The organism is Polaribacter marinivivus, from assembly GCF_042651285.1.
Lineage (GTDB): Bacteria > Bacteroidota > Bacteroidia > Flavobacteriales > Flavobacteriaceae > Polaribacter > Polaribacter marinivivus.
The window spans coordinates 237261-255663 of record NZ_JBHSCY010000002.1 but is presented as its reverse complement, the minus strand read 5'-3'; the positions used below and the strand labels follow the sequence as shown (position 1 = coordinate 255663).

At 26.9% G+C, this 18403-nt stretch carries 22 protein-coding genes; 11 read left to right on the top strand and 11 right to left on the bottom strand.

Features of this window, described 5'->3' with window-relative positions; translation table 11 throughout:
- The first annotated feature begins 22 nt into the window (after positions 1-22).
- From ACFOWD_RS09230 to ACFOWD_RS09200, 7 genes are all read left to right on the top strand, one after another.
- Positions 23-571, top strand: coding sequence for a CPBP family intramembrane glutamic endopeptidase (locus ACFOWD_RS09230; protein WP_377409990.1), 549 nt, complete (start codon positions 23-25; stop codon positions 569-571).
- A gap of 1 nt (position 572) precedes the next feature.
- Complete coding sequence (locus tag ACFOWD_RS09225; protein WP_377409988.1) at positions 573-1337, top strand: TIGR02757 family protein; 765 nt, start codon at positions 573-575, stop codon at positions 1335-1337.
- Positions 1338-1406: 69 nt separating this feature from the next.
- Complete coding sequence (locus ACFOWD_RS09220; RefSeq protein WP_377409986.1) at positions 1407-2891, top strand: S10 family peptidase; 1485 nt, start codon at positions 1407-1409, stop codon at positions 2889-2891.
- Positions 2892-2895: 4 nt separating this feature from the next.
- Positions 2896-4845 carry a BatA domain-containing protein gene (locus tag ACFOWD_RS09215; protein ID WP_377409985.1) on the top strand — a complete coding sequence of 650 codons (1950 nt, stop codon included), beginning with the start codon at positions 2896-2898 and terminating at the stop codon, positions 4843-4845.
- Positions 4842-6098: a dihydroorotase gene (locus ACFOWD_RS09210; protein WP_377409983.1), complete on the top strand. Its 1257-nt coding sequence runs from the start codon at positions 4842-4844 to the stop codon at positions 6096-6098. The genes ACFOWD_RS09215 and ACFOWD_RS09210 overlap by 4 nt, the downstream gene beginning before the upstream one ends.
- A gap of 7 nt (positions 6099-6105) precedes the next feature.
- A complete protein-coding gene (locus ACFOWD_RS09205) occupies positions 6106-6432 on the top strand; it encodes a DUF4870 domain-containing protein (RefSeq protein ID WP_298993588.1) in 327 nt (108 codons plus the stop codon).
- A 17-nt stretch (positions 6433-6449) separates the two neighbouring features.
- Positions 6450-7088 (top strand): alpha/beta hydrolase, encoded by a 639-nt coding sequence (locus tag ACFOWD_RS09200; RefSeq protein ID WP_377409981.1) that lies wholly within the window; start codon positions 6450-6452, stop codon positions 7086-7088.
- A 3-nt stretch (positions 7089-7091) separates the two neighbouring features.
- Here the strand turns inward: ACFOWD_RS09200 and ACFOWD_RS09195 are convergent, their stop codons facing one another.
- The 6 genes from ACFOWD_RS09195 to ACFOWD_RS09170 form a co-directional block, all read right to left on the bottom strand.
- The gene (locus ACFOWD_RS09195) at positions 7092-7850 is read right to left on the bottom strand and encodes a DUF481 domain-containing protein (RefSeq protein WP_298993592.1); all 759 of its coding nucleotides are present in this window, start codon (positions 7848-7850) and stop codon (positions 7092-7094) included.
- 49 nt (positions 7851-7899) lie between these two features.
- Complete coding sequence (locus ACFOWD_RS09190; protein WP_377409979.1) at positions 7900-9423, bottom strand: hybrid sensor histidine kinase/response regulator; 1524 nt, start codon at positions 9421-9423, stop codon at positions 7900-7902.
- Between the two features lie 7 nt (positions 9424-9430).
- Complete coding sequence (locus ACFOWD_RS09185; protein ID WP_298993596.1) at positions 9431-9916, bottom strand: Rab family GTPase; 486 nt, start codon at positions 9914-9916, stop codon at positions 9431-9433.
- Positions 9917-9935: 19 nt separating this feature from the next.
- Positions 9936-10745: a cell envelope biogenesis protein OmpA gene (locus ACFOWD_RS09180; RefSeq protein ID WP_298993598.1), complete on the bottom strand. Its 810-nt coding sequence runs from the start codon at positions 10743-10745 to the stop codon at positions 9936-9938.
- Positions 10746-11087 (bottom strand): hypothetical protein, encoded by a 342-nt coding sequence (locus ACFOWD_RS09175; RefSeq protein ID WP_298993599.1) that lies wholly within the window; start codon positions 11085-11087, stop codon positions 10746-10748. It lies immediately after the preceding gene.
- 101 nt (positions 11088-11188) lie between these two features.
- Positions 11189-11971, bottom strand: coding sequence for an MBL fold metallo-hydrolase (locus ACFOWD_RS09170; RefSeq protein ID WP_377409976.1), 783 nt, complete (start codon positions 11969-11971; stop codon positions 11189-11191).
- A 77-nt stretch (positions 11972-12048) separates the two neighbouring features.
- On the opposite strand from ACFOWD_RS09170, the gene ACFOWD_RS09165 reads away from it, so the two are divergent.
- From ACFOWD_RS09165 to ACFOWD_RS09150, 4 genes are read left to right on the top strand one after another with little or no spacing between them, the layout of a single operon-like run.
- The gene (locus tag ACFOWD_RS09165) at positions 12049-13500 is read left to right on the top strand and encodes a TonB-dependent receptor (protein WP_377409974.1); all 1452 of its coding nucleotides are present in this window, start codon (positions 12049-12051) and stop codon (positions 13498-13500) included.
- Positions 13501-13560: 60 nt separating this feature from the next.
- Positions 13561-14109: an RNA polymerase sigma factor gene (locus tag ACFOWD_RS09160; protein ID WP_377409972.1), complete on the top strand. Its 549-nt coding sequence runs from the start codon at positions 13561-13563 to the stop codon at positions 14107-14109.
- A gap of 31 nt (positions 14110-14140) precedes the next feature.
- The gene (locus ACFOWD_RS09155; RefSeq protein WP_377409970.1) at positions 14141-14680 is read left to right on the top strand and encodes a hypothetical protein; all 540 of its coding nucleotides are present in this window, start codon (positions 14141-14143) and stop codon (positions 14678-14680) included.
- A 6-nt stretch (positions 14681-14686) separates the two neighbouring features.
- Positions 14687-15133, top strand: a complete 447-nt coding sequence (locus ACFOWD_RS09150; RefSeq protein ID WP_377409968.1) for a sensor of ECF-type sigma factor — start codon at positions 14687-14689, stop codon at positions 15131-15133.
- A gap of 30 nt (positions 15134-15163) precedes the next feature.
- Here ACFOWD_RS09150 and ACFOWD_RS09145 read toward each other — a convergent pair whose 3' ends face one another.
- The 5 genes from ACFOWD_RS09145 to ACFOWD_RS09125 form a co-directional block, all read right to left on the bottom strand.
- On the bottom strand, positions 15164-15358 hold the full coding sequence (locus tag ACFOWD_RS09145) for a hypothetical protein (RefSeq protein ID WP_298993610.1): 195 nt from the start codon (positions 15356-15358) through the stop codon (positions 15164-15166).
- A gap of 125 nt (positions 15359-15483) precedes the next feature.
- Complete coding sequence (locus tag ACFOWD_RS09140; RefSeq protein WP_298993611.1) at positions 15484-15744, bottom strand: hypothetical protein; 261 nt, start codon at positions 15742-15744, stop codon at positions 15484-15486.
- 37 nt (positions 15745-15781) lie between these two features.
- Positions 15782-16474, bottom strand: coding sequence for an HAD family hydrolase (locus ACFOWD_RS09135; RefSeq protein ID WP_377409966.1), 693 nt, complete (start codon positions 16472-16474; stop codon positions 15782-15784).
- Positions 16464-17201, bottom strand: a complete 738-nt coding sequence (gene kdsB / locus ACFOWD_RS09130) for a 3-deoxy-manno-octulosonate cytidylyltransferase (RefSeq protein ID WP_377409964.1) — start codon at positions 17199-17201, stop codon at positions 16464-16466. The genes ACFOWD_RS09135 and kdsB overlap by 11 nt, the downstream gene beginning before the upstream one ends.
- Before the next feature lie 223 nt (positions 17202-17424).
- Positions 17425-18402: a type I phosphomannose isomerase catalytic subunit gene (locus ACFOWD_RS09125; RefSeq protein WP_377409962.1), complete on the bottom strand. Its 978-nt coding sequence runs from the start codon at positions 18400-18402 to the stop codon at positions 17425-17427.
- Position 18403: the final 1 nt, after the last annotated feature.

Sequence of the window (18403 nt, the reverse complement as noted above, 5' to 3'; positions counted from 1 at the left end):
CAATTAATTGAAAAAATATACTATGAAAGAAACTTTTTATGAGTTTATAAATTATTTAAAAAACCCTATTTTAGAAAAAGATACTAATACTACTTTAAACCATCGTTTAAAAGTATTGGTTCATATGTTTTTATTTTGTGCCATTTTTGCATCTATTATTACTCCACTGTTTACACTTTTAGAAGACTTAGGTTGGATAGATTTAGATTCCCATAAAGTAGAAGAAGTTTTTAAAGATTTACCCTTTTATGCTGTAATTTTAGTGGGTGGTATTTTAATCCCTTTTATAGAGGAATTAATGTTTAGAGCACCTATTGTATTATTTAAAAAACCAAAATCTTTTAAAATAGCTTTTTACTTTTTTGCTATTGTTTTTGGGTTAATTCATATTACCAATTTCGAAATTACTTCTACAGTACTATTATTAACACCAATTTTAGTTTTACCACAACTATTTGCAGGTTTTGCTCTAGGCTTTTTAAGAATTCGTTTTGGGTTAAGATGGTCAGTTTTTCTTCATTGCATCTACAATATTTTCTTTTTATCCATTGCTTTAATTTTTGATAGTTAGTATGAATAAAACAGAACTCAAAGAATTTTTAGACGAAAAAGTCTTACAATACAACCATCCAAAATTTATTGAGTCAGATCCTATTCAAATTCCTCATCTATTTTCTAAAAAAGAAGATATAGAAATTTCTGCATTCTTAACAGCAACCATTTCTTGGGGTAATCGTAAAATGATTATTAATAATGCTACAAAATTGATGAAACTTTTAGACAATGCTCCTTATGATTTTGTTCTAAATCACACTAATAAAGATTTAGAACATCTAAATAGCTTTGTTCATAGAACCTTTAATCATATTGATTTACAGCAGTTTATAAAGTCTACTCAACATATATACAAAAATCATGGTGGTTTAGAGGAAAGTTTATCAGTAAAAAATAATTCAAAAACTTATCAAAAAGCCATTCACGAATTTAAATTAAAGTTTTTTGAAATTAATCACCAACAAAGAACACAAAAACATGTATCAGACCCATTAAAAAATTCTGCTGCAAAAAGAATTAATATGTTTTTAAGATGGATGGTTAGAAATGATAAAACAGGAGTTGATTTTGGTATTTGGAAAACACACAACCCTGCAAATTTATCTTGTCCTTTAGATGTACATTCAGGTAATGTAGCTAGAAAATTAAAACTTTTAAAAAGAAAACAAAACGATTGGAAGGCTCTTGAAGAACTTGATTTCAATTTAAGAAAAATGGACAAAAACGATCCTGTGAAATATGATTTTGCGCTGTTTGGATTAGGAGTTTTCGAAAAGTTTTAAATAGAAACTAACAACTTGTAAATATTTCCTTTTTTTATGATAAATTAGACATCCGAAAAATATTTTATCATGAAAAAAAGCATTTTAATTCTTATTTATTTTGTTGCAATTTCTTTTTATGCTCAAGATCATAGAATACCTTTAGACACTACTGTTGTTACCACAAACTCTGTTGTAATAAAAGGTAAAACTGTACCTTATAAAGCTACAACTGGTATGCAACCTGTTTGGGATGATAATGGAACTATAATTGCATCTTTATATTATACATATTATAAGAGAACAGATGTTAAAAATGATGAAAATAGACCAATTATTATGTCTTTTAATGGAGGGCCAGGTTCTGCTTCTGTTTGGATGCATATTGCGTATACTGGACCAAAAGTTTTAAAAATTGATGATGAAGGTTACCCTGTACAACCTTATGGAGTTAAAGACAATCCAAATTCTATTTTAGATGTTGCAGATATTGTTTATGTAAATCCAGTGAATACAGGATATTCTAGACCTGTAGTTGCAAAAGGTAAAAAACTCGATAAATCAAAGTTTTTTGGAATAAATGCAGATGTAAAATACTTGGCTAGTTGGTTAAATACTTTTATTACGAGAAACAACAGATGGAAATCTCCTAAATATATTATTGGCGAAAGTTATGGAGGTACAAGAGTTATGGGGCTTGCAGCTGAATTACAAAACAGCCAATGGATGTATTTAAATGGAGTTATCATGGTATCTCCTGCTGATTATAAAGTTTTAAGAACACAAGGGTCTGTAGATTATGCTATCAACCTTCCTTATTTTACAGCAGCAGCTTGGTATCATAAGATGTTACCTAATGAGCTTCAACAAAAAGATTTATTAGAAATATTACCAGAAGCTGAAAATTATGCAATAAATAATCTTTTACCAGCAATAGCAAAAGGTGGTTTCATCACAGAATATGAAAAAAATAAAGTTGCAGAAAACTTTGCAAAATATTCAGGTTTAAGTAAAAAGGTAATATTGCAAAATAATTTAGAAGTTTCTCCTGGCTATTTTTGGAAGGAATTATTAAGAGAGAAAACAGGGCAGACTATAGGAAGATTAGATTCAAGATACTTAGGCTTAGATAAAAAAGAAGTAGGTATTAGTACAGATTTTAACCCAGAAATAACTTCTTGGTTACACTCTTTTACACCTGCTATTAATTATTATATAAGAGAACATTTAAATTTTAAAACAGATGTAAAATACAATGTCTTTGGACCTGTAGGTCCTTGGGACAATAGAAATAATAATGTCAGAGAAGGATTAAGAAAAGCGATGGCACAAAATCCATATTTAAAAGTATTAGTGCAATCTGGTTATTATGATGGTGCTACAACTTATTTTGGAGCAAAATATACCATGTGGAAAACAGACCCAAGTGGAAAAATGAAAGATAGATTTTATTTTAAAGGGTATAGAAGTGGACATATGATGTATCTTAGAAACGAAGATTTACAAAAAGCAAATGACGATTTAAGAACATTTATACAAAATAGTTTGTCTAATGGTAAGGCTGCAAAATATTAATTGAATGCATTTTCAAAACCCTTCCATTTTTTATTTTTTGTGGTTATTAATTATACCTATAATAGTACATCTTTTTCAATTACAAAAGTTTGTAAAAGTACCATTTACAAATGTTGCTTTTTTACAAAAAATATTTCAAGAAAATAGAAAGAGTTCTAAGGTAAAAAAATGGTTGATTTTAGCTACAAGACTGTTGTTATTTTTATCGTTACTTTTTGCTTTTTCTCAACCTTATTTTAGTAATAAAAACACGACCAAAAAATTAACTAATTTCATTTATTTAGACAATTCTTTAAGTACAATTGCAGAGGGTGAAAAAGGAGTTTTACTAAAAAATGCAATTCAAGAAATTATAGAAAACACATCTGCTGAAGAAACTTTTTCTTTACTTACAAATACAGAATTCTTTGAAAATTTGTCTTATGAAGAATTAAAAAATAAGTTACTCTTAGTAAAATATTCATCAATTTCACCTGATTTTGAGTCAATTTTACTAAAAATAAGCAAAATTCAAAATAATAAAATAAAAGGTTTACATAAGTCAATATTAATATCTGATTTTCAGAATACTTATGAAAATATGTTTACAAATGTAACAGCTGGTTTTAGTGCAATAAAACTTAGAAACAATAAAGAAAATAACATTTCTTTAGACAGTATTTACATTTCTAAAAACACAAACGATATTATTACTGTTAATGCAATTGTAAAAAATCAAGGCAAGAAAAAAGAAGGCATACCAATTGCATTATATGATAAGGAGAAACTAATAAACAAACAATCTTTCTCTATAGAAAATAACTCAACCACTACCCTTTCGTTTTCTTTACAAAACTCAACTGAATTAGAAGGTAAAATTAAAATAACTTATAGCGATATTTTTCCATTTGACAACTCTAAAATTTTCACTTTAAATAGAGCTAAAAAAATAAATATTTTAAGCATTGGTAAAACAAACAAATTTTTATCAAAAATTTATGTAAAAAATGAATTTAACTTCACATTTTCTAGCCTTCAAAATTTAGATTATAACGCAATATCAAAACAAGAATTAATCATATTAAATGAGATTGAAAATATACCTGCAACTTTAGCAAATACTTTAGTTGATTTTTCAAATAAAGGAGGTTCAGTAGTTATTATACCAAATACTATAATCAATATTAGTTCTTATAATTCTTTTTTTAGAAAAGTATCTTCGTTTAAAATACAAACTAAAAAAACAGATTCTTTAAAAATTACATCTATCAATTACGATCATCCAATATTTAAAAATGTTTTTTCTAAAAAAGTTAATAATTTTCAATACCCAAGTACTAAAGAATATTTTAATAGTAATAGTAGAGATATTTCATCAATTATTAGTTTTGAAAACAATACACCATTTATAGGACAAATAAATAGTACTGGAAAAAAAATATACTGGTTTGCTAATAGTTTAACAGATAATATTTCTAATTTCTCAAAGTCACCTTTAATTGTTCCTGTTTTTTACAATTTTGCAAAACTTAGTTTTAAAAACACACAACTATATTATGAAATTGGTAAAATAAACCAAATAGATGTTAATGTTAAACTCAATAAAGACGAAATAGTATCAATTAAGAATAAAAATTCATCCTTCATACCTCAACAACAAACCTATCAAAATAAAGTAGTCCTATCTTTAAATAATCTTGATTTAGAGCCTGATTACTTTTATGTAACTAAAGATACAGACACCATTCAAACACTTGCTTTAAACCCACCAAAGAGTGAAAGCTTATTAGAATTTTTAGATGTAAAAACAACAAGTTTTACAAATAAAAATGTTGTGTTTTATACTTCTGTCGAAGATTATTTTAAAGAACAAAACAAAAAAAATGAAGTTCATTGGCTTTGGAAATGGTTTTTAGCTTTGGCAATTGTATCTTTGCTTTTAGAAATTTTAATTTTAAAGTTCTACAAACCATGAGTACGCTTATAAAAAACGCTACCATTTTTGACAACTCTAGTCAATATCATCTTCAAAAAAAAGACATTTTAATTATTGATGGGCAAATTCATAAAATTGCTGAAACCATTAAAACAGAAGACCATTTTAAAGTTATTGAATTAGATAATTTACATGTTTCTTGTGGCTGGTTTGATAGTAGTGTTTCTTTAGGTGAGCCAGGTTATGAAGAAAGAGAAAATTTAGAAAACGGACTATTAGTAGCTGCAAAAAGTGGTTTTACTAAAGTTGCAGTTAATCCTAATACAAACCCAATTGTAGATTCTAAGTCTGATGTAGAATATTTAAAAAGTAAATCTTTTAATACAGCAACTTCTCTTTATCCTATTGGAGCATTAACACAACAAAGTAAAGGTATTGAACTTGCAGAATTGTATGATATGCAAAAATCTGGAGCCATTGCATTTGGGGATTACAACTTACCAATAGAGAATGATAATCTAATGAAAGTTGCATTGTTATATGCTCAGAATTTTGATGGTTTAGTATTAAGTTTTCCAAAAAATAATAAAATTGCAGGAGTTGGTATTGCTAATGAAGGGATAAACAGTACAAAATTAGGCTTAAAAGGAATACCTGCTTTAGCAGAACATATTCAAATAGTAAGAGATTTATTTTTATTAGAATATACAGGAGGCAAACTACATATACCAACAATTACAACTACAAAATCTGTAGAAATAATTAAAGAAGCAAAGAAAAAAGGACTACAAGTAACTTGTAGTGTTGCTGTGCATCACCTAGCATTAACAGATGATGAATTACATGGCTTTGATAGTCGTTTTAAAACTAACCCACCTCTTAGGTCAGAGAAAGATAGAAAAGCGCTTATAAAAGGAGTTAAATCAGGCATAATAGACTGTATTACTTCTGATCACAACCCAATTGATATCGAAAATAAAAAAGTAGAATTTAGTCAAGCTGAAGATGGAGTTATTGGTTTAGAATCTGCATTTGGTATATTAAATAATCTTTTAGAACTAGAAGAGTTTATTCCATTACTAACTAACAAACCAAAAACTGTTTTTGGCTTAGTAGATAATGTTATTGAAGAAGGTAATAAAGCAGATATAACTCTCTTCAATCCAAAAATTGAAAGTAAATTTACTCAAGAACATATATTATCAACTTCTAACAACAGTCCTTTTATTAATAAAAAAACAAAAGGAGAAGTTTATGGAGTTTTTGCTAACAATCAATTAATTTTAAAATAAATTAACCATGGAAAACCAAACTGTAAACGAAGGTAAAACAGCAGCTATTATTGCTTATATTACTATTTTTGGAACAATTATAGCATATATATTAAATGCTGGTAAAAAGAATTCGTTTGCTAGTTTTCATATAAGACAAATGATAGGCTTATTTCTACTTTCTATGGTAAATAAATATGTTGTTTATGATATGCTAGGAGCAACAGCTGGCTGGATTTTTGGTGTGTTTCTATTTTTTTTATGGATAGTTGGTTTTATTGGAGCTATACAAGGTGAAGAAAAAGAAGCTCCTTTTGTTGGAGAGTACTTTCAAAAATGGTTTGCAGGAATTTAAAATAATTTAAATCTTTTATGAGTTTACACTATTTAGTAAGAGAACCTTTAAAAAAAACTGAAAATCCACCTCTTTTAATTTTACTTCATGGTTATGGAAGTAATGAGCAAGATTTATTTTCTTTTGCAGAAGAATTGCCTGAAGAATTTTTAATAATAAGTGCACAAGCACCCCACTCTATGGGTTTTGGAGGTTATGCTTGGTATGCTATTAATTTTGATGATGTAAATGGAAAGTTTTCAGATATAAATCAAGCTAAATCTTCTATTGATACTATTGCCAGTTTTATTGATGAAATTAAAGTAAAGTATAACACAAACAAAGACAAAACTTTCTTACTAGGTTTTAGTCAGGGTGCCATTTTAAGTTATGCATTAAGTTTTCATTATCCAAATAAAGTAAACTATGTAATAGCATTAAGTGGTTATATAAATAAAGATTTGCTACCAAAAGAAATAGTAAATAATATAAAAACTCAATATTATACTTCTCATGGTACTGTAGATCAGGTTTTACCAATTGATTGGGCAAGACAATCTAAACCTTTTTTAGATAACTTAGGTTTACAAAACGTGTATTCTGAATATCCTGTAGGTCATGGAGTTGCACCTCAGAATTTTTACCATTTTAAAAATTGGATTGAAGAAAGGTTATAATTTTTAGTAACTTTTTAGTGTTAAACCAAAAGTTAAAAATCTATCTTCTTGTTTTTGATTTGCTATAACAACACTTTCAAAAGTGTGTAAATAGTTTATTTTAAAATTTAAAAACTTCCAGATAGGTAATTCTAAACTAACATCTGCCTGCCACCTATAGTTACCTCTTTGTTCTAATGAAGGTTGATAATAACTTTCGTGGTTTAATATTAATTTATCTTTAAATAAATGATATCTACCATTCATCCATATTGTTCCTCTCATTGTATTTATTGTAGCATCTCCATTATATGAAGTGTCATTAAAATTAGTTTTTGAAAAATTTGTGTTCTCATATTCACTCGTAACCGAAAACTTTAACCAGTTTTTCTTACTATTTAAAACTTGAAAAGTAACTCCTGCTCCAAACAAATACCTTAAATCTATTTCTCTTCTGAAGTTAGTACTAATAAAACCTAAAATAAGTGGATAAATTTTTTTCTTCGGATTTAGATATAAAAAATTTAAACTTAAAATATCTTCATCTGCTTTTACCTTTCCAAACTCTTGATAGACGTAAGAGTTTTTGGTCTTAAAAACAGCATTTTCCCAAGGTTTAAAGCTAATATCTGAAGTAGCTCTAAATATTATTGTTTCTACATTACCTCCTTGCCAAAAACCTGTTAATGATAATCTTGCCTTAAAGTTTAATGTATCACTTTCATTTAATTGACTAAAAACAATACTTGGAAATAGCAGTAAAACGATTATTATCTTTTTCATTATTTAAAAATAATTTTTAAAAGACAAAATTAAGGAATCTTAGAAAGTATTAAAGATACTTTTTAATAGTTTCTACAAATTGAACTGCAGTAAATGGTTTTGGTATAACATCTTCGAAACCAATATTTTTATAGCCTTCAATATCATCTTTAGAATTATTACCTGTTAAAGCTAAAAAAGGAGTTTTAGAATTATCTTGATTTAATTCTTTTTTTCGTTTTATTAATTCTTCACCAGTTAAATTAGGCATATTTATGTCTAACAAAACAATATCAAACTTAGTTTTTTCTAAAGCATTTAAAGCTTCTACACCATCTTTAACTAAAGTAAAATCTGTTTTTTCTTTTGTTAAAATATGAGAAACTATAGTTAGATTTAAAAAATTATCGTCTGCTACTAAAACTTTTTTACCTTCTATTGATTTGTAACCTGAGTTTTCAGAATTCTCAATATCATCTTCATCATTTTCTTTATGAATAATAAACGGAATTTCAACAATTACTGTAGTTCCATAATTCACAAAACTATCAACTGTTATCTTACCTCCCATTTCTTGAACAAGACGTTTAACTATTGATAATCCTAAACCAACCCCTTTATGTAATCTATTATCACTTAGTCTATTTTGCTGATATTCTTCGAACATTTTTGAAGCCTGTTCTTCTGTCATTCCTCTACCAGTATCTTTAACACTAAAAGAAATTGTAGCTTCTTTTTTATTGTAAGAATTTACTTTAACAACTGTAGTTACAGAACCTCTAGGAGTAAACTTTATAGAATTATTGATTAAATTGGTTACAATTTGAATAAGCCTTACATCATCTCCTAAGACAAACTCTGGTATATCATCAGAAACTTCAAAGACTAGCTTTATATCTAAATCATTATGACTGCTTTTGTAATTATTTTCGATCTGCTCAATTAAATCAGGTATATGTACAGGATCTTTTGCCAATTGTAATTTACCTGCTTCTACTCTTGAGAGGTCTAAAATATCATCAACTATCACCTTTAAATTACGTCCAGAAATGGTTAAATATTTTAAATACTCTTGAACCATTAAAGATGTCTCTTCTTTATTTATGAGTTCTGTATACCCTAAGATTACATTTAATGGATTACGAACTTCATGACTCATCATCGCTAAAAATCGAGACTTTTGTTCGTTTGCTTGATCTGCAATTTGCCTAAGTTTTACAAGTTCTTTGTTTTTACTTGCTAATTCTCTCTTTAAAAAATATAAGTCGTTTCTTCCTTGATTTAAGTAATTAACAAACTTATATACGTTTGTTCTATCATGTAGTAATACATTGATTTCTGTATCATTCCTGTATAAATCTAAATCTACATTGTATTCTTTATCTTCATAGTTGATAAACATACCTTCTATAAGTAAAGATTTTTTTAAAGGTAATGCTTCAATTGTACCAATTAAAAAAGGACAAACTTCATAAATAGATTCTCCAACAGAGAAATCATTAATAGCAAATTTACCAGAAATAATTTCTAAGACTTTTCCTTCTAAATCTATTAAAAATTCTATGTATAAATTTTCAATTTTGGTAGGCCCCAAACTTATTTTATTTTAAAGATTGTTGAGTAAGTAAATTAAACGCGCCTTCTACATTAGCGTTTTCTTTTGCACTAGTAATAAAGTCTATAGTTACAGGTACAATTTTTCTAATTTCAAAAATTTCATCATCGCTTAATAAATCTCGTTTATTACCAACAATGATTACTTCATCTAAACCTGAAAGATTTTTAATAGATTCGATTTCTTTATCTAAATTTAAGTAAGTTTCTTCTCTACTTAAATCAAAAACATACATAGCTGCACTAGATCCTAAAAAATACGCTTTAGGAACATTTTCTTCTTCACTTGTACCAGCTACATCCCAAATCATTAGCTTAACTTCTTCATCTTCTATTGCAACAGTTTTGGTACTAATTCTAACCCCAATTGTACTGATATAATTTTCAGAAAATTCATTTAAAACAAATCTTCTTACTAAAGAGGTCTTACCTACCCCAAAACTACCAATCAATAAAACTTTTTTCGCTATCATTAAATCGATTTCTTCAACCTTAATCTAAAATTAAGATATCTTCTATTAATTTGTTTAATTTATCCTCATCATTTAGATAAGTTCTATCTCTTAAAATTTTTTCTGCTAATGTATTCAAATTATCGGACAATTCTTCTTTAAATTCTGATGTAATTACACCTGATGTTGCAGTTGCTATATATATTGAGTTATAATTTACCATTGAGAGCTGAAATGTTTCAAATTTTATATCTTCTAAATCTTGCCCTTCTTTTTTAAATGCATCTTCTGCAAAAGATTTAATTGCTGTTAGCATGCCAGAAACCATATCTTTATCTGCAATATTACCTCTACTGTAACTACCAATTAATAAACCCGTTTTTTCACCTATAACAAAAACCTCTTCTATAACTGGTTCAAAAACTTCTTGTAAAACATCATCTGCATCTGTTCTTTTACCTTTAAATAATCTTTTTAAAATTTGAGTTAAAGAAAATTTATCATTTATTGTTTGATTTATAGACTCTGTTAATTTAGTAATTTCTGCAATAATAAACTTCTTCACCAATTTACCCATAATTGGGTATAGTGCTTCAACAACTTCGTCTTGAGATTCTCTGATCTGAACTTTAATTGATTCTGTTATTTGATCTCCAAAATGTTCGGGGAAATTAGCTTTTAAATCATCAATTTTTTCATCTACGACAGGATTTATATTTTCACGAATCTTGTCTTTTTCTAAAAACTGATCTCTTAAAGACTCAAATTTTTGTCTATCATCTGTAAGTAAAAGTTCTTTGAGTATTTCAAAACGATTGTCTTTTTTATTATCTACAGTCGTTTCTCTCATTTACTCTTGTAACATCAATGCTATTTTTTCTAACGCCTTACCTAATTTGCGTCTATCTGTTTTTTCATCATCTAAATCTGCAATTTTCTTATCTAAGTCTTCTGTTAAATCTTGAATTTTATGCTCCATAAGACTTTCTAAATCAGCCAATTTGTTTTCTAAGTTAATTACAGAATCAGATAAACTTTTTCTAGTTTCTTCTTGTAAGTTCTCAATTTTCTTATATAAATCAGAAAACTCAGTATTATACTGCTGAATATTTTCTCCAAAAATTAAATCTCTTACTGCAGCAATTCTACTATCTACTTGATTGCTATTTGATTCCTCAGATTTTTTTGCCATGAATTTTTTATTGATTATTGATATTTAAGCTAACATTTATTAAACTGCTGAAAATAATAGCTATACAAACAAATATACACTAAAAAACATATTTTAAAAATCTAGACTTCAATTTTTAAGCCATCGTAAGCTAAAAAAACATTTTTTGGAAGTATTTTAGATATTTCTTTATGAAAACCTAGCTTATGACTTATATGGGTAAAGTATGCTTTTTTAGGATTTACTTCTTTGACAAAATCTAAAGCTTCTTTTAAATTAAAATGAGTAGGATGTTCGTCTATTCTTAAGGCGTTTACTACTAAAACCTCTAAATTCATTAGTTTTTGTTTTTCTATAGAAGTAATAGATTTAACATCTGTTAAATATGCAAAATCTTCAATTCTATAAGCTGTAACAGGTAATTTACCATGCATAACTTCTATTGGTATCACTTTTAGATCTTCAATAAAAAAAGAATCATCATTAACAATAGTAGGCATAACACTTGGTGCACCTGGATATCTGTTTTCTTTACTAAAGATATATTCGAATCTTTTTTCTAAGCTTTCTAAAGTTCTCTTATTTAAATAAATAGGCATCTCCCCAATTTTATAACAGAAGGGTCTTAAATCATCTATACCTGCAGTATGATCTGAATGTTCATGAGTAAATAACACTCCATTTACTAATTGAACTTTTTCACGCAACATTTGTTGTCTAAAATCTGGACCACAATCAATTACATAATTTTTATTATCTAAAGAAAAAAGTATTGAAGAACGCAATCTTTTATCTTTACTATCTTCAGATAAACATACAGGATCATTACTAGCAATCATTGGTATACCTTGTGAAGTACCTGTACCTAAAAAAGTTATTTTTAACAGTTTTTTATTAGAATTCATTACAACAAAAATAAGATAAAAATTGACTGATAGCACTCTTATTTAGTACATTTGTTGTTACTTTAAACAAAGCATATATGGCCATTTCTTTAAAAGGAGATCAAAAAATCAGTAGTGTACCTACTACTAAAAGTAAAGCACTTAGAATTAACTTAAATACAGACATTTACGGAACTTTTGCTGAAATTGGTGCAGGCCAAGAAACAGCTAGAAATTTCTTTAGATCTGGAGGAGCATCTGGTACCATTGCAAAAGCAATGAGTGCTTACGATAAAGATTTCTCTGATGCTATTTATGGTATTGAGCAAGACAGACGTTATGTAACTGAATCTCGTTTAAAGAAAATGCTTGGTCATGAAATAGATCTAATAGAAGATAGATTAAGCAGAGAAAAACACCCAAATAAATTGTTTTTTAGTTATGCAAATACGGTTACTACTATCGATTTTGCTCGTAAATTTAAAGGTCATGGTTGGGTTGGAATTCGTTTTCAATTAGATCCATTAGAAGATTATAATGAGATTGTAATTCATATTAGATTTAAAGAAACTGATGCACGTTTACAACAAGAAACTCTTGGTGTTTTAGGTGTGAATTTAATTTATGGGGCATTTTATTTAAATGACAATCCTAAAGAATTAGTAAAATCTTTTTACGATAATTTAGGAAATCATCAATTAGAAATTGATATGATTAATTTCTCTGGACCTCGTTTTATGTATGTAGATAATAGACTAATGAGTCTACAACTACTTAAAAACGGTATGACTAATGCAGTTATGTTTGGACCAGATGGAAACAACTTATTACCTGCACAAGTTCTTTATAAGAAAAACATTTTAGCTTTAAGGGGTAGTTTTAGGCCTGTGACTAAAGTAAACATGGATATGTTTAAACAGTCTAAAAAAATGTTTTTAGAAGAAAATAAAGTTGAAGAATCTAAAACACAAATCATTTTTGAAATAACTTTAAGTAACTTATCTGCAGAAGGTAAAATTAACGAAAGAGATTTTTTAGATAGAGCAGAATTATTATGTTCTCTTGGTCAAAATGTAATGATTACAAGCTTCCAACAATACTTTAAGTTAGTAGAATATTTTAGTGAATTTACTAAAGAAAGAATGGCTTTAGCTATGGGAGTTTACAACTTAATTCAAATTTTTGATGAGAAATATTATAGAGATTTAAGTGGTGGTATTTTAGAAGCTTTTGGAAAACTTTTCTACAGAGATTTAAAAGTTTACATGTATCCTTATCATGACCAGAAAGCAGATGAATATATTAATAGTGAAAATCTTAAAGTTCATCCAAGAATGAAAGAACTATACAAGTTCTTTAAAAATAATGGAAGAGTATTAGATATTAAAAACTTTGATAAAGATATTTTAGATATTTTTTCTAGAACTGTTTTAAAAATGATTAGAGATGGTGAAAATGGATGGGAAGAAATGTTACCAGAAGGAATTTCTGAAACCATAAAACAAAAACGTCTTTTTGGTTATACACGCTCTAAATTTAAAAACAATTAAAAATCTATTTTTAATTAAACCTTTTTCATAATTTTCTGTCTTATTAAAAAACATGTTTTTTTGGTAGCAGAAATCACATTAGTAGCGCAACTTAAGAATAAGCAAACAAAGGAAATTGCATTTCGCGAATTAATAAAACAATATAAAGAGAGATTATATTGGCATATTCGTAAAATAGTAGTTTCTCATGATGATGCTGATGATGTTTTACAAAATACGTTTATTAAAATATTTAACAATATAGATAAGTTTAATGAGCAAAGTAAACTGTTTTCTTGGATGTATAGAATTGCTACAAATGAGTCTATCACATTTATTAATAAAAGAGCTAAAGAAAGAAATCTAGATATTTCAGATTATCAACAACATTTAGCTAGTACTATAGAAAGTGATGATTTTTTTACAGGTGATGAAATTCAAGTTATTTTACAAAAAGCCATAGCTACTTTACCGCAAAAACAACAATTAGTTTTTAATATGAAATATTTTGATGAATTAAAATATGAGGAAATTTCAGAAATATTAGAAACTTCAGTTGGAGGTCTAAAAGCCTCTTATTTTCATGCAGTTAAAAAAATTGAACATTATATAAAAAATAATAGTCATTAAACCTTTTATAAATTTTAATGTCTAATTAAAGATGAATAAAGAATTAAAAAATAGCGAAAATTATATCATTTCTAAGATTGGGAAAAATAATCCTTTTTCAGTACCTAAAGGATATTTAAACAATGTAGAAAGTAATATTTTCTCAAAAATTAATGAAGATAGTCTCCCAGTTTCAAGTGGTTTTGGTACACCTGAAAACTATTTTAAAGGATTAGAAGATTCTATTTTAGAAAAAGTATCATCAACAAAAAAAGAGACTAAAGTAATCTCTTTAAAAGATAGAATATTAAAAGTGGTTCCTTTTGCTGCAGCTGCATCAATTATACTTTTTATTGGATTAAACACCTTTGTCTTTAATCAGAATAATGAAATTAGCATAGATAATCTAACAGAAAGTGATATTGAATATTGGCTAAATAATAGTGATATACATGATAGTGATGTTGCACTAGTTTTAGATGATGATATTTTAGAAGAAAATGGTTTTTCTTTAACAAATTTAAATGATGAAAACATCGAAGAATATATTAATTCAATTGATAATTCTTCTTTATTAAACGAAATAAACTAAACGATTATGAATAGTAAAATTCTTACTTTAATTTTTTTATTATTTTTCTCTTTTTCATTATCTGCACAAGTAAATAAAGAAAGTAGAGAAAAAATAAAAACACTAAAAATCGCCTATATTACAGAGCAATTAAATCTTACTGCAAAAGAAGCACAAGATTTTTGGCCAATTTATAATGCTTATGATGAAGTGCAAAGATCTTTAAGAGGTAAAAATAGATATGAAATTAAAAAACTTGTAAAACAAAGAGGCAATTTAGACTCTTTAAGCGATAAAGATGCTGAAAGATTAATTTCTTTAAAACTTAAAAATGATAAAGCTTTATATGAATCTCAAAGAGATTTTGTAAACAAAATAAAAAGAATTATATCTCACAAAAAGATTCTAAAACTTCAAATAGCAGAAATGGAGTTTGCTAGAAAACTAATGAGAAAGTATAAACGAAGAAAATAAAAAGGGGAGCTTAATAGCTCCCCTTTTTGTTTATTTAATTAAATTCATACAAACGTACAATTCAGGTTTGTTTGCTGTGAATTGTTTTAACCAAATGATTAATTCATCAACTTCATAAGGTAATAATCTTTTTAATGATTTCTCTAGCTCTCTGCAAAACAACTCTGAATTAAAACTTACTTTAGTTAGTACAGTTTTTGTGTACTCAAACATTGCTCTAGCCATAATTTTAATGATTAATTATAATTTATTAAACGTAACAAATTAATTTTTATTATCTCAAATTTAAGCAAAAAAAACCATCATTTAAAAAATGATGGTCTTAAAATAATGTTTAAAAATTGTTAATACTAAATACTATTAGCTTTATCTAAAATTGCATTAGCTTTAGTCTCTAGTTCTGCTTTAACTTCTTTAAAATGCTGCTTCGCACTTCCAGAAAATTTTGTATTTACTTTACCAATTAAATGATCAAAAGCTTGGATAGCTTCATCTATAATTGGTTCTGCTTTTTTAGGTTCGTTTTTAGCATGTGCTACGTTTAATGCATAATCTATTACATCACCCAATACGTAGTTTATGTCTTTTTTTAAGTTTTTTATACTTGCCATAATTACTTCTTTTAAGTTGCAAATTTAGGGTAAATATTTAAAAAAGTGATAAAACTTCTTTTATATTATTTAGTGTCCTATATTCTAATTTAGTTGAGTCTTGTAAATCTACTTCTTCATGAATCCAAGTAGTGTGAAATGGAATATGTATTGCTGATGCACCTATATTTATTAGTGGTAAAACATCAGACTTTAAAGAATTACCAATCATTAAAAATTCTGATGGCTTTATATCTAAGTGCTTTATTAATTTTTTGTAATCTTTTTCCTTTTTATCACTCATTACTTCAATGTGATGAAAATATTTAAGCAAATTTGATTTTTCTAATTTTCTTTCTTGATCTAAGAGATCTCCTTTAGTAGCAACTATCAACCTATATTTACCATCTAAAAATTGAAGTGTATCTTCAACTCCTTTTAATAATTCTATTGGCTTTTCTATCATTTCTTTACCAATATCTAAAATAGATTGTAATGCTTTAGGATGTATTTGATAGTTAGAAAGTTCTAAAGCACATTCTATCATAGATAATACAAAACCTTTAATACCATAACCATAATATCTAAGATTATCTATTTCTTTTATAAAAAGCTCTTGATCTATTTTATTTGCAGTTTCATACTTAGCTAGCAATTTTGCAAATTCTAATTCTGCATCTCTAAAATAAGTTTCATTTACCCATAAAGTATCATCAGCATCAAAAGCAATGACTTTTATGTTATTGTACATTTTTAATAAATTTTAAAGCCTTTTCTAAATCTTCTGGAGTATCTATACCTACAGCTTCAACAGAAGTTTCAACCATTTTTATTTTTTTACCAATTTCTTGATATCTAATTGCTTCAATTTTTTCTGCTGCTTCTAAAGGTGTAATTGGTGTATTGTAAAAATCTAACAATGCTTGTTTTCTAAAAGCATAAACTCCCTTGTGTTTATAATATTTAACGTCTATAGAAGAATCTCTGTGAAATGGAATTACACTTCTAGAAAAATAGATAGCCATATTATTTACATCTGTAATTACCTTAACATTATTAGGGTTTTCTATATCCTCTTTATTTGTTATTTCTACTTTTAAAGATGCTAAATCAACCTCTTTTTTAAAATCATTTTTAAAAACTTCAATTAATTTAGATAAAGATAATTCATCTATAAAAGGCTCATCTCCTTGCACATTTACAACAATATCTACATCAATATTTTCAACGGCTTCAGCTATTCTATCTGAACCACATTCGTGTTCTTTTTTACTCATAATAGCATTACCTTCTGAATTACTTATAGTCTTATAAATAATATCAGAATCTGTTACAACATATACTTCAGAAAATAAATTTGTATTAACAGCAGCTTCATAAGTTCTTAAAATAACTGGCTTACCTCCTAAATCTTTCATCAATTTTCCTGGAAATCTTGAAGCTTGATATCTAGCAGGAATCATTGCAATTATTTTCATAAATGATTTTTTATTATATGCGTTAAAGATAATATTTATATCTATAATGCTGTTTTTCTAATCACTATTCTAGTTATTTTTAGCATGATAGCAATTAGATTTCATGTAGTTTATTTTTATTAATCTAGTTTTTATACTAACTAGAAAAAAATTATTTTATATTCTATTAGCAATTACTATTCTTTATAATTTAAATGAGAAAGGAAATAGTTTTACTGAACCTTTATTTTATAAATACTTCTAATAATTCTGAAGAAATTTCAGATTCTATTACTAATTCTTTAATACAAGCAGGCACCAAAATAGTTTCGCCCATTTGTAAGCTTTCTTTTTGATTATTGTAATAAAAATCAACTTTACCCTCTACACACATGTAAATTACAAAACTATCTTTATTAGCATGATTAACCTCAACTTTACCATGTATAGGCAATATACTAGTAGTAAAATACGGACAAGAAACTATTTCTGTTGATGTGTTTTGTTCTTTTGTATATTTAGTATCATAAGATTCTTGTGCAGAATAATCAATAGCGTCTAAGGCCTCTTCTGTATGTAACTCTCTAAAAGTTCCATCAGGGTTTGGTCTATCCCAATCATAAACTCTATAAGTAATATCTGATGTTTGCTGTATTTCAGCTAAAAGAACTCCTGCTCCTATAGCATGCACTCTTCCTGTTGGAATAAAATACACATCTCCTTTGTTAACCTCATCTATATTTAAAATATCTGTTAACGATTTATTTTCTAGATGATGTAAATATTCTTCAGGTGTAACTTCTTTTTTAAAGCCTACTATTAAATTAGCTTTTTCATCAGCTTGCATAACATACCACATTTCTGTTTTACCAAAAGAATTGTGTCTTTTTTTAGCCAAATCATCATGAGGATGCAATTGAATACTTAATGCTTTTTTTGCATCTATGAATTTTATTAAAAGAGGAAATTTATCTCCAAAATGATTATAAATTTTTGAACCCATTAATGCTGATTTATAATCAGATATTAATGATTTTAAGTCTGTGCCTTTTAAATCACCATTTACAACAATAGAAGTATCACCCTCAACATCAGACAGTTCCCAACTTTCTCCAATATCCTTTCTATTTGATTTTTTATGAAGTGTTTTTATTAATTTTTCTCCTCCCCAAACTTTGTCTTTTAGTATAGGTTCGAATTTCAGTAACTGATTAATTTCCATA

What these genes read in the sequence shown, in the direction of transcription:
- ACFOWD_RS09230 (WP_377409990.1), top strand. Translation starts at nt 23, where the DNA reads ATGAAAGAAACTTTTTATGAGTTTATAAATTATTTAAAAAACCCTATT.
- ACFOWD_RS09225 (WP_377409988.1), top strand. Translation starts at nt 573, where the DNA reads ATGAATAAAACAGAACTCAAAGAATTTTTAGACGAAAAAGTCTTACAA.
- ACFOWD_RS09220 (WP_377409986.1), top strand. Translation starts at nt 1,407, where the DNA reads ATGAAAAAAAGCATTTTAATTCTTATTTATTTTGTTGCAATTTCTTTT.
- ACFOWD_RS09215 (WP_377409985.1), top strand. Translation starts at nt 2,896, where the DNA reads ATGCATTTTCAAAACCCTTCCATTTTTTATTTTTTGTGGTTATTAATT.
- ACFOWD_RS09210 (WP_377409983.1), top strand. Translation starts at nt 4,842, where the DNA reads ATGAGTACGCTTATAAAAAACGCTACCATTTTTGACAACTCTAGTCAA.
- ACFOWD_RS09205 (WP_298993588.1), top strand. Translation starts at nt 6,106, where the DNA reads ATGGAAAACCAAACTGTAAACGAAGGTAAAACAGCAGCTATTATTGCT.
- ACFOWD_RS09200 (WP_377409981.1), top strand. Translation starts at nt 6,450, where the DNA reads ATGAGTTTACACTATTTAGTAAGAGAACCTTTAAAAAAAACTGAAAAT.
- ACFOWD_RS09195 (WP_298993592.1), bottom strand. Translation starts at nt 7,850, where the DNA reads ATGAAAAAGATAATAATCGTTTTACTGCTATTTCCAAGTATTGTTTTT.
- ACFOWD_RS09185 (WP_298993596.1), bottom strand. Translation starts at nt 9,916, where the DNA reads ATGATAGCGAAAAAAGTTTTATTGATTGGTAGTTTTGGGGTAGGTAAG.
- ACFOWD_RS09180 (WP_298993598.1), bottom strand. Translation starts at nt 10,745, where the DNA reads ATGAGAGAAACGACTGTAGATAATAAAAAAGACAATCGTTTTGAAATA.
- ACFOWD_RS09175 (WP_298993599.1), bottom strand. Translation starts at nt 11,087, where the DNA reads ATGGCAAAAAAATCTGAGGAATCAAATAGCAATCAAGTAGATAGTAGA.
- ACFOWD_RS09170 (WP_377409976.1), bottom strand. Translation starts at nt 11,971, where the DNA reads ATGAATTCTAATAAAAAACTGTTAAAAATAACTTTTTTAGGTACAGGT.
- ACFOWD_RS09165 (WP_377409974.1), top strand. Translation starts at nt 12,049, where the DNA reads ATGGCCATTTCTTTAAAAGGAGATCAAAAAATCAGTAGTGTACCTACT.
- ACFOWD_RS09155 (WP_377409970.1), top strand. Translation starts at nt 14,141, where the DNA reads ATGAATAAAGAATTAAAAAATAGCGAAAATTATATCATTTCTAAGATT.
- ACFOWD_RS09150 (WP_377409968.1), top strand. Translation starts at nt 14,687, where the DNA reads ATGAATAGTAAAATTCTTACTTTAATTTTTTTATTATTTTTCTCTTTT.
- ACFOWD_RS09145 (WP_298993610.1), bottom strand. Translation starts at nt 15,358, where the DNA reads ATGGCTAGAGCAATGTTTGAGTACACAAAAACTGTACTAACTAAAGTA.
- ACFOWD_RS09140 (WP_298993611.1), bottom strand. Translation starts at nt 15,744, where the DNA reads ATGGCAAGTATAAAAAACTTAAAAAAAGACATAAACTACGTATTGGGT.
- ACFOWD_RS09135 (WP_377409966.1), bottom strand. Translation starts at nt 16,474, where the DNA reads ATGTACAATAACATAAAAGTCATTGCTTTTGATGCTGATGATACTTTA.
- kdsB (WP_377409964.1), bottom strand. Translation starts at nt 17,201, where the DNA reads ATGAAAATAATTGCAATGATTCCTGCTAGATATCAAGCTTCAAGATTT.
- ACFOWD_RS09125 (WP_377409962.1), bottom strand. Translation starts at nt 18,402, where the DNA reads ATGGAAATTAATCAGTTACTGAAATTCGAACCTATACTAAAAGACAAA.